Source organism: Fluviicola sp., from assembly GCF_030151805.1.
Taxonomy (GTDB): Bacteria; Bacteroidota; Bacteroidia; order Flavobacteriales_D; family Crocinitomicaceae; genus Fluviicola.
This window is the reverse complement of the sequence record NZ_JASLCN010000445.1, coordinates 1-10701: the sequence shown is the minus strand read 5'-3', so window position 1 is coordinate 10701 and position 10701 is coordinate 1. Positions and strand designations below refer to the sequence as shown.

Sequence of the window (10701 nt, the reverse complement as noted above, 5' to 3'; positions counted from 1 at the left end):
ACAATACGGAAGTGTTCCTACTCCGCATTGTATTTTTGAACATTGCACAAAGGTAAAACCGGGACATTTCATCAAAACTTCACTCCGTCATTTTCAGCCTGATCCGGTTCAATACTGGAATGTGTATGATTATTACAACAAACCCAAATTGGATATTCCGGTCGAAGAAGCAAAACAGGAAACCGAAAGATTACTGAAATCTGCCTGTGAATACCGGATGGTTTCGGATGTTCCTGTCGGCGTTTTTCTGAGCGGCGGATATGACAGCACCTGTGTCACCGCATTGTTGCAAAAAGACCGCACCGAAGCTTTAAGAACCTTCACGATTTCCGTTCCGGATATCGGGTTGAACGAAGCTCCTTACGCCAAAGCCATTTCAGAACTGCTTCAGACCAATCACACGGAAACCGAATGCAGCGCAAAAGAAGCGATTGATCTCATTGCAGAACTTCCGTTTTTCTATGATGAACCTTTTGCCGATTCGAGCGCCATTCCAACAACATTGGTTTCGAAAATCGCCAGGCAACATGTAACCGTTACTTTGAGTGCAGACGGCGGCGACGAAGTTTTTGCCGGATACAACCGGTACGAGATGATTTTGAAATACGGCGACAAGCTCAACAAAATTCCTTCATTTGCACGAAAAAGACTGGCAGGAATCATGGATTTAGTGCCGGCTAACGCGATTCCGGTTTTGAAGAGTAAATACAACTTTGCTCAACGGTACGAAAAAACAAAATCTATTCTTCGCAATGCAAGCGACCGGAATATCATGCTAAGTGTGAGCCAATTGTTTACGGACGACCAAATCAACGCTCTGAGCACGCATTCTTTTGAAAAGCTGACAAGTTATTTTGACAGTACCGAACTCACGAATTACAGTCCGCTGGCTTTTGCGCAAGCAATGGATTATCAGACTTATCTGCTGGATGATATTCTCCAGAAAGTGGATCGCGCATCAATGGCTGTAAGCCTGGAAAGCAGGGAGCCGCTTCTGGATCACCGCATCATTGAATATGCTGCACAACTTCCCGATCATTTCAAATTCAGAGATGGTTCCAAGAAGTGGCTTTTAAAAGAAATTGTGCATCAATACATTCCGAAGTCTGTGATGGACAGACCCAAAATGGGATTTGCAATTCCAATAGAATTGTGGTTGAAAAACGAACTCCGCGATTTGCTTGAAACCTATCTTTCAGAACAACGAATCAGCGAAACAGGGCTTTTTCGCTGGACTGAAATTGAACGCTTGAAAACCTCATTCTTAAACGGACGAAAAGAGTTTGGTGTAAAAATCTGGTATCTTCTCTCTTTCATGATGTGGTATGAAAGATGGGGAAAATGAATTAATTTGACATCAGGATTGCAAGATATTAGGACATCAAGACTAAAAGTCCTGAGATTCTGAAATCGGGTAGTCTTAAAATCTAAAAACAACCATTATGACGAATACAGCAATTGAAACTGTAATGGATTTCGATGTTCCGGCAAGAGACTTATGGGAAGCTATTACAAATCCTGCAAACTTTAAAAAATGGTATTTTCATATACCGCATTTCACGACAACTGTTGGCGAAAGTTTCGACTTTTACGAATCCGAAGCCCGAAAATACTTACATCACTGTACTGTTCTTGAATTCGAGAAAGGCAAAAAATTTGTTCATTCGTGGGAACATCCGGAACAATCAAAAGGCTCATCTGTTGTAAGCTGGTTGGTAGAACCGGTTGATGAACATCATTCGAGATTGATTTTGCGCCACGAAGGATTGGAATCTTTCGCAGATGCCGGGGCGGATTTCACCCCCGAGAATTACCAAATGGGCTGGGATGCGATTATCAAAACTTCCCTGCGAAACTATTTGTATCTCATCGAAAAACTGCACTTTTCTATCAATATCAATTCTCCCAAAACGGTTGTCTGGGAAACATTGTGGGGAAAACAAAGTTACACTGCATGGACCCAGCCTTTCTGTGACGGATCTTATTTCGAAGGAAAACTTGCCCCGAACGCGCGGATTCACTTCCTGATGCCGGGTGGCAGCGGAATGTACAGCGACGTGATTTTCTTCCGGGAAAACGAACTGGTTGTATTCAAACACATCGGCGATGTAATAGATTTCAAGGAGCAGCCATTGAATGACGAAACCAAAAAATGGACCGGCTGTTTCGAGATCTACCGTTTGATGGAAATCAATGCGAACACTACCGAAGTTGAAGTTGAAGTAGATGTAACCGACTCTCACATCGAATTCATGAAAAAGAAATTTCCCTTAGGTCTTGAAAAACTGAAGGAATTATGTGAAACCAACAAATAAGTAACATATGGCAACTGTAAATGTTTATCTGAATTTTAACGGAAACTGTGAAGAAGCATTTCTGTTTTACCAATCTGTTTTTGGCGGAGAATTTCCTTATTTAGGACGATTCAAAGACATGCCTCAGGATGATAAAAACAAAGTGGATGCATCCATGGCGGAAAAAATCATGCACGTTTCACTTCCGATTAGTAAAGAAACGTCTTTGATGGGAAGCGATACCGGAGGCGAATGGGCGCAATACTTCAAAGCGGGAAATAATTTTTCCGTTTCAATTAATGCTGAAAGCAAGGAAGAAGCAGATCGTTTATTCAAGGGATTAGCTTCCGGAGGAAAAGTAACAATGCCGCTTGAAAACACTTTCTGGGGCGATTATTTCGGAATGCTGGAGGATCAATTCGGCATCAACTGGATGATGAGTTTTAACGAGAATCAACAGTAATTGAGAATGTAAAAATTGAAAAGTTCTTATACGAATGGAAGGGAGAAACTACACGAAAGTTTTTTATCAAAAGCCGGGCAGTTTCTTCTTTTCAATTCTCCATTCGATATGTTCAATTCAACCTGAGCTTCTGAGCAAAACAATTTGAGCTTTTCAGCAAAATCCCTTACCTTTTTTCACTTCATCTTTGTACTATCAAATTCAGGAACTATGAAAAAAGTAATTTTAATAACAGGCGCTTCATCCGGAATGGGGAAAGTATTTGCTGAAGACCTTGCCCGGGAAGGACACATTGTTTACGGGGCCGCAAGAAGAACCGATCTGTTACAGGAATTGGAAAAGAAAGGTGTCAGAACAATTGCACTGGATGTTACCAGCGATGAATCGATGCAAAATTGTGTTCAGGAAATTTTGAAGCAGGAAGGAAAAATTGACGTATTGATCAACAATGCCGGCTACGGATCTTACGGAACAATCGAAGACGTTCCGATGGACGAAGCAAAACGCCAGTTCGAAGTAAATGTATTCGGCTTAGCCCGAATGACTCAATTGGTACTTCCTTCCATGCGCAAACAAAAAAGTGGTACAATCATCAACATTTCATCCATCGGAGGAAAAATTGCAACACCATTCGGCGCCTGGTATCACGCCAGTAAATTTGCCGTTGAAGGAATGAGCGACAGTTTACGCACAGAAGTAAAACCGTTCGGAATCAATGTGGTAGTAATTGAACCCGGAGGTGTCAAATCAGAATGGGCAGAAATTGCTTACGACAACCTGGTCAAAACAACAGAAAATACTGCATACAGTGACATGGCCAACAAATTCAAAAAAGCATTCGGCACAACGATTTCCAAAAATGCAGAACCGCAGGTCATTTCCCGTTTGATTTCAAAAGCCATCGCTTCCAAAAATCCGAAAACGCGTTATTCGGGAGGATACATGGCAAAACCGGCTCTATTCTTTCGCCGCTGGGTCGGAGACCGCACCATGGATAAAATTTTATTGAGTCAGCTTCCAAAATAAGAGCCAGTTATCGCTGGTGAAGACCGAACAAAACAACCACAAATTACCTGACGCAAAAGATAATAGTCTTACGATGGTGTCTTATGCGGGACTTTAGCGGATGGTGACAAAAATTCTCTGCGCTCTTTGCTGCTTTGCGTTTAATTATGATGTTAACTTAACAAACGCCAAGATGCAAAGGACGCAAAGCTTTACTCCAATTTATTCCATGTAAATTTTTAACAGAATTGTCTTACAAAAATTAAAAACAATGGCAGATCAGTTACAGGAAAACATGTTGTTCTCCTGCGTTCACGAACAACATTTCGGTACGGAACAATTGGTTCTTCATCACGCGTTAAGTATTGTAATCACCGGGAGAATGGAAATTCTGACCTCGGAAGGTTCCGTTTTCTTTGAAGAAGGAAAGATGGGAATCATGCGAAAAAACACCCTGCTAAAAACCCGCAAACATCCTTCACCGGACGGAAGAGCCTTTAAATCATTTACCATTTTTCTGACCGAAGAATTCCTACAGCAATTTGCCTTGCAAAACAACATCCCGCAACAGGAACGGTTTACCGGCAACCCATTGTATGAAATTCCCCAGGAGTCATTCGTGAGCGGCTTCTTTCAATCACTCATTCCCTACTTCGACAAACCGGAATTTTTTTCTGCAAAAATGGCTGCTTTGAAAACAGAAGAAGCTGTTGAACTCTTATTGCGTTTGGACCAATCATTTGGCAGCTTCCTTTTCGATTTCAGTGAACCGTTCAAAATTGACCTGGAAGTTTTTATGCAGAAAAACTATCCGTTCAATATTCCCATGAAGGAATTTGCCCGTTTATCCGGTCGGAGTCTCTCCACCTTCAAGCGCGATTTTTCAAAAGTTTTCCGGGAAACACCGGAAAAATGGCTCCGGAAAAGACGATTACATGAAGCAAAGAACCTGATTCAATCCACCGGAAGAAAACCATCGGATGTCTATCTTCTGGTAGGCTTTGAGAATTTTTCGCACTTTTCAAGTGCATTTAAAAATCACTTCGGATACAACGCTTCAAATGTGCAAAATTCCTAGAAAAAATGTACATTAACGCAAAATTCAATGCATGAAACTACTTTTCGCTTCGTCCAACGAGCATAAGATTGCTGAAATTAAGGCCATTCTGCCTCACGGGTTGCAATTAATTTCCCTGAAAGAAATTCATTTCCATGATGAAATTCCGGAAACAGCTGATACCATTGAAGAAAATGCCATTCAAAAAGCAACTTTTTTAGCAGATAAAATGCACATTCCCTGTTTTGCGGATGACACCGGTTTGGTTATTCCAAGTCTGAATGGCGAACCGGGTGTTTATTCGGCACGTTATGCAGGATCTCAGCGGGATGCGCATGACAATATGGATCTGGTGTTGGAAAAATTGAAAGATCAGTCGGACCGGAAAGCGTATTTCACAACAGTGATTGCTTTATACATCAATCACAAAGTGCATCTTTTTGAAGGCCGGATCAACGGCACGATTATCACTGAAAAAAGAGGAAACAATGGTTTTGGTTACGACCCCATCTTTGTTCCCGAAGGAAGTGAGAAAACCTTTGCAGAAATGACAGCCGACGAGAAAAACGAGATGAGTCACAGAGGCCGGTCACTCGCTAAAATGACCGAATACCTGAAACGCGTTACTCATTGATCTTTATCTGATCAGACAATCCGTTTGGTAGACAAAATCCCAACTGAGATCCTGTCATTTATCACTCCTTAAATTGAGTAAATCCGATTTTCAGATTGAATTCAACCGAATATCATAATTAAGCAACTATTTTATTGACAAAACAAGGTTCAAGAGCTAAATTTGCGTACACGGTTTCTTTTCACTCCGAAAAGAACTGATTTAACACAAACTAAATTAATTATGGCAGACTCAAATTCAACAATTCTGTATACACTCACGGACGAAGCTCCGGCTTTGGCTACGTACTCCTTTTTACCAATAGTTAAAGCTTTTGCAGCAACAGCTGGAATTGATGTGGAATCGAGAGACATTTCTCTTGCAGGACGTATCCTTGCAACTTTTCCGGAGTATTTAACAGAAGAACAACGCATTCCGGATGCATTGTCTGAATTGGGTAAATTAGCTACTACACCCGAAGCAAATATTATTAAGCTTCCGAATATTTCGGCTTCTATTCCTCAATTGAAAGATGCGATTGCAGAATTGCAGTCATTGGGGTTCAAAGTTCCGAATTACACGGAAACCCCGGTTTCAGAAGAAGAAAAAACGGCAAAAGCGAAATACGATAAAATCAAAGGAAGTGCTGTAAACCCGGTACTTCGTGAAGGAAACTCGGATCGCCGCGCTCCGAAAGCGGTGAAAAATTACGCAAAGAAGCATCCGCATTCCATGGGAGCATGGACAGCTGATTCTCAAACCAAAGTTGCAAGTATGCCAAACGGTGATTTCTACGGAAGCGAAAAATCCGTCGTTGTTCCTGCTGCTACAGATGTAAAGATCGAATTGATTGAGAACAACGGAAGTTCACAGGTTTTGAAGGAAAAAACTTCCTTGAAAGACGGTGAGATCATTGATGCATCCGTAATGAGTCAGAAAGCACTTCGGACATACATTGCAAAAGAAATCGAAGAGGCTAAAGCTAAAAACCTGTTGCTTTCTGTTCACCTGAAAGCAACGATGATGAAAGTTTCCGATCCGATTATTTTCGGAAACGTGGTTTCGGTTTATTTCAAAGAAGTATTTGAAAAACACGCTGCGGAATTTGCTCAATTGGGCATCAACCCGAACAATGGTTTGGGAGATTTATACGCTAAAATTGAAGCACTTCCGGCTGATAAAAAAGCTGCTGTTGAAGCAGATATCAATGCTGTTTACGCTAAAAATCCGGCACTTGCCATGGTGAACTCTGAAAAAGGAATCACCAACCTGCATGTTCCAAGCGACGTGATCGTGGATGCATCTGTTCCTGCTGCAATCAGAACTTCAGGACAAATGTGGAACAAAGAAGGAAAATTACAGGATACATTAATGATCATTCCGGACAGATCTTATGCCGGAGTATACCAGACTGTGATTGATTTCTGTAAGAAAAACGGAGCGTTGGACCCAACAACAATGGGATCTGTTCCGAATGTTGGTTTGATGGCACAAGCAGCTGAAGAATATGGTTCACACGATAAAACGTTCCAGATTCCGGCTGACGGAAAAGTACGCGTTACGGATGCTGACGGAAACATTCTTTTAGAACACACTGTTGAAGAAGGCGATATCTGGCGAATGTGTCAGACAAAAGATGCTCCGATTCGTGATTGGGTGAAACTGGCAGTTACAAGAGCTCGTTTGAGCAATACTCCTGCAGTATTCTGGTTAGATAAAAACCGTGCGCACGATGCAGAATTGATCTCTAAAGTAGAACTGTACTTAAAAGACCACGATACATCCGGGTTGGATATTCGCATTCTTGCTCCGGATGCGGCAACTCAGTTTACATTGGAGAGAATTGTAAAAGGATTGGACACTATTTCCGTTTCAGGAAACGTATTACGCGATTACCTGACAGATTTATTCCCGATCCTGGAAGTAGGTACTTCAGCTAAAATGCTTTCAATTGTTCCTTTGATGAACGGTGGTGGTTTGTTTGAAACAGGAGCCGGAGGTTCTGCTCCGAAACACGTTGAGCAATTCCTGGAAGAAGGTTATTTACGCTGGGATTCATTGGGTGAATTCTTGGCATTGGCTGTTTCCTTTGAGCATTTGTTCAACACAACCGGAAATGCAAAAGCAAAAGTTCTTGCAGAAACATTGGATGCTGCAACTGAAAAATTCCTGGAAAACGATAAATCACCTGCACGTAAGGTTGGTGAGATCGATAACCGCGGAAGTCATTTCTTCCTGACATTGTATTGGGCTCAGGCTTTGGCTGCTCAAAACAACGATGCGGAATTAAAAGCGAAGTTCACTCCTATTGCAGATGCACTAACAAGTAACGAAGCGAAAATCAATACTGAATTGATCGGAGCACAAGGACATAAAGTAACTATCGGCGGATATTACAAACCGAATGCAGATTTAGTTTCAAAAGCAATGAGACCAAGCGAAACATTCAATCACATTATTGATGCGATTTAATCCGCATCTATTTTGATTAAACAAAAAGGGCCGTTTCAGATGAAACAGCCCTTTTCAATTTCTATCTAATCGGAAATTATTTATTCGAAAAAAAATTATCTCCGGACTTTCGACAGGTCATAAACTAAAAATGGCCGGAAAAATTCCGGCCATTTCTAAAGTTTACACTCTGAAATAATGAATTCCAAAGATTATTTCTTTTTTGTTGTACAGTTAGAACCTGTAGAGATAGTAAATCCACCTACAGAAGCTTTTCCTTCGCACTGAGCTTCAGCATCTTTCTTAGTTTTTCCGTTGATAGGAGTAGATGAAGTTGTAGTACCACCATTACCATCAGAAACAGAGCACTCACAAGTCCAATCTTTCTTACAAGAAGTCAATCCTAAAGTTGCTGCAGCAGCAACAAATAATACAAATTTTTTCATACAATAATTGAGATGAAGGTTATAAAAATATAAATTAACACCGCGAATATATACTTTTTTTTGAACCTAACAAGGTTATTCACTAAAAAATCAAATTGATTTAACTTACTTCACAACTAATCTTTTCTGTAGCATATTTATCACATGCCTCTTTCAATGTTTTTTTTGATGCGTCGACGCTATAACTATGTCCATCAGTACACTTACAGGTGCTTACTTTCTGACAGGACAAAATTCCGAACAAAGGAATAACAAAATAAAAAATCCGCTTCATGAATTGAAGTTAATACTAATTTTGAAATTTCTATCATGAAATTCTGGTCATTGTGCATATCCTGAAATTAAACGTCGGAATCATCCTTATTCTAATGCTTGGTTACTCCTGTCGTTCCATTCAGCCAGAAGCACCAACCAGCGGAAATTTATCGGACACTCCGCCTCCGGTCAATTCCATCACCAATACCATTGTCGTTCCGGTTGAAATCAGTCTTGCGAGCTACTTCAAACAAGCCGATAAGACTGTCCCGGAAATCACGTCAGGATCTGATAAACCATGCAGCGGAATCCGCTATGAATTTCAGTTTCATAAAGACTCTTTCGGAATCTCAACGATAAACAATCAATTACTCTCCGAATTAATCGGGTCTTACTGGATCAAAATGGAATATTGCGCCGGGTGTTCCGATCTCTTCAGTTCAAAGCCGGTTTGTCTATCACCACTTATTCCCTTTTCCTGTGGAATCAATGAAGAAAAACCTTCGTTACGCATTCGTTTTTCAACGGATCTGAATATCAATGAGCATTATGCGTTGGAAACAAAAACGAGCATTCATGAATTAAAACCGTTAAATCCCTGCGAAGTAACTGTTTTCCGTTTTGACGCTACCGGCGAAGTGATCAAAGAAGTTCGGAAGACACTCAAAAAACAATGCGAAGCAACGGATAAGCAGCTTGGAACCATTTCCTTTCAAAAAGAGGCCGCAGAACTTTGGAAAAACATGAATCAAACCATGCTTATTCCCTATTTGGGGACTATTCACTTCGAACCGACTTCTCTTTCGCTGGTAAAGCCGCGTTTGGCAGATAATAAGCTGTACACCACCCTTGTTTTAAACTGCAAAACATACCTGAATCAAAACGCTGCCAAAACAACCTTATCCGAACTTCCGAAATTGTCCGTTATTCCGAAAGCACCGAAAGACACCTTTGAACTTTTCACAGATTTCGAGTTAAGTTATGATTCCATTTCCCAACTTTTTACAGATCAGATCAAAGGAAAATCGGTGAATGTTCAAAAAAATCACTTTGAATTTCAGACGGTAAAAGCAAGTGGTTTGGATCAAAAAAGAATTTTGCTTGAAATTCAGTTCAGCGGAACCAAAAAAGGAACCTTATACCTGCAGGGAGTTCCGGTTTTTGACAATGAAACCAAAACGCTTGAGTTGAGCAAGCTGGAATATGATCTGAAAACAAAAAGTCTGCTTCTGAAAAGTGCCAAATGGCTGTTTTCGGACCGAATCTATAACGAACTTCAAAAGTCGACAAAAATCAACCTGTCGAAGGAGTTTGATGAGCTCAAAAAATCCATTGATAAAAATCTCCAGAAAAAAGCCGGCGATTTCAGTCTCTCCGGAAAAACGCATGAAATTGAAGTCGTGCATATTTTCCCTACAACGGGGAACTTATTTCTCAGAACTTGTCTGAAAGCACAACTAAATGTAAAACAGTAACTAAGAAGTACAGTTAGTCTGTTTATCCGATCCATTCAGAAAGAAGAAAATCAGGTTATTTTTAGTTAATTTGCGAAAAACCTATATTTGCTGTTAATGAAATTTACTCTCCTATTGTTTCTGTCCATGTTTTGCGTGGGCGCATTCGGGCAACACGTACTTGAAAGTTCCGATGCGATCTCAGATTGTACAGGCGCAATCACTATTTTAAAAACAGGAGAGTACCACTTACAATTCCCGGGGAAAGGCGGCACAACAAATGATTTTCAGGCGTATGGTGCTCTGAAGGATATCCCGGAAAAAAACACCGTATTTTGTTCCTTTAAAGCTTCTTTCAACGGACGGTTTTCTTTGAACGCAAAATGTTCGCAACCGATTCAAATGATCATTTTCGAAGGAGAAAGCAAATATCCGTGTGAAGAGATCAGCAAAGGGGCGGCAGAAATCAAACGAATTATCTCCAAACCGGTTACGGAACCGGGTCTTAGTTTGATTGTTTCCGAACGCACACTTTATCCGATTGATCTGGTAGCAGGACAAGAATTGATTATCTGCTTTGTAGCCCCGCCCAAAATGAAAGAAGTTCTGGAAGTCAATTTTGTGTTCGAGCCAACAAACGGTGAATTGCAGGAAAACTCGGAA

10 protein-coding genes are annotated in these 10701 nt (G+C 40.8%); 9 read left to right on the top strand and 1 reads right to left on the bottom strand.

From position 1 onward, the window contains the following. The 7 genes from Q1V93_RS16935 to Q1V93_RS16905 all read left to right on the top strand — a co-directional run. On the top strand, positions 1-1345 hold a 1345-nt coding region (locus tag Q1V93_RS16935), incomplete at its 5' end, for an asparagine synthase C-terminal domain-containing protein (RefSeq protein ID WP_300666304.1). 97 nt (positions 1346-1442) lie between these two features. After that, complete coding sequence (locus Q1V93_RS16930) at positions 1443-2315, top strand: SRPBCC domain-containing protein (RefSeq protein WP_300666302.1); 873 nt, start codon at positions 1443-1445, stop codon at positions 2313-2315. A 7-nt stretch (positions 2316-2322) separates the two neighbouring features. After that, positions 2323-2757 (top strand): VOC family protein, encoded by a 435-nt coding sequence (locus Q1V93_RS16925; protein ID WP_300666301.1) that lies wholly within the window; start codon positions 2323-2325, stop codon positions 2755-2757. A 210-nt stretch (positions 2758-2967) separates the two neighbouring features. Next, complete coding sequence (locus Q1V93_RS16920; RefSeq protein WP_300666299.1) at positions 2968-3783, top strand: oxidoreductase; 816 nt, start codon at positions 2968-2970, stop codon at positions 3781-3783. Between the two features lie 250 nt (positions 3784-4033). Beyond that, complete coding sequence (locus Q1V93_RS16915) at positions 4034-4840, top strand: AraC family transcriptional regulator (RefSeq protein WP_300666298.1); 807 nt, start codon at positions 4034-4036, stop codon at positions 4838-4840. A gap of 31 nt (positions 4841-4871) precedes the next feature. Then, positions 4872-5453 carry a non-canonical purine NTP diphosphatase gene (locus Q1V93_RS16910; RefSeq protein ID WP_300666296.1) on the top strand — a complete coding sequence of 194 codons (582 nt, stop codon included), beginning with the start codon at positions 4872-4874 and terminating at the stop codon, positions 5451-5453. A 222-nt stretch (positions 5454-5675) separates the two neighbouring features. Further along, a complete protein-coding gene (locus tag Q1V93_RS16905; RefSeq protein WP_300666295.1) occupies positions 5676-7904 on the top strand; it encodes an NADP-dependent isocitrate dehydrogenase in 2229 nt (742 codons plus the stop codon). A gap of 191 nt (positions 7905-8095) precedes the next feature. On the opposite strand, the gene Q1V93_RS16900 is transcribed toward Q1V93_RS16905, so the two are convergent. Then, positions 8096-8329 (bottom strand): hypothetical protein, encoded by a 234-nt coding sequence (locus Q1V93_RS16900; RefSeq protein ID WP_300666293.1) that lies wholly within the window; start codon positions 8327-8329, stop codon positions 8096-8098. 326 nt (positions 8330-8655) lie between these two features. Here Q1V93_RS16900 and Q1V93_RS16895 point away from each other — a divergent pair, with 326 nt between their 5' ends. Continuing rightward, complete coding sequence (locus Q1V93_RS16895) at positions 8656-10059, top strand: DUF4403 family protein (protein WP_300666292.1); 1404 nt, start codon at positions 8656-8658, stop codon at positions 10057-10059. A 96-nt stretch (positions 10060-10155) separates the two neighbouring features. After that, positions 10156-10701, top strand: a 546-nt coding sequence (locus Q1V93_RS16890) for a hypothetical protein (RefSeq protein ID WP_300666290.1), incomplete at its 3' end; no start/stop codon positions are given.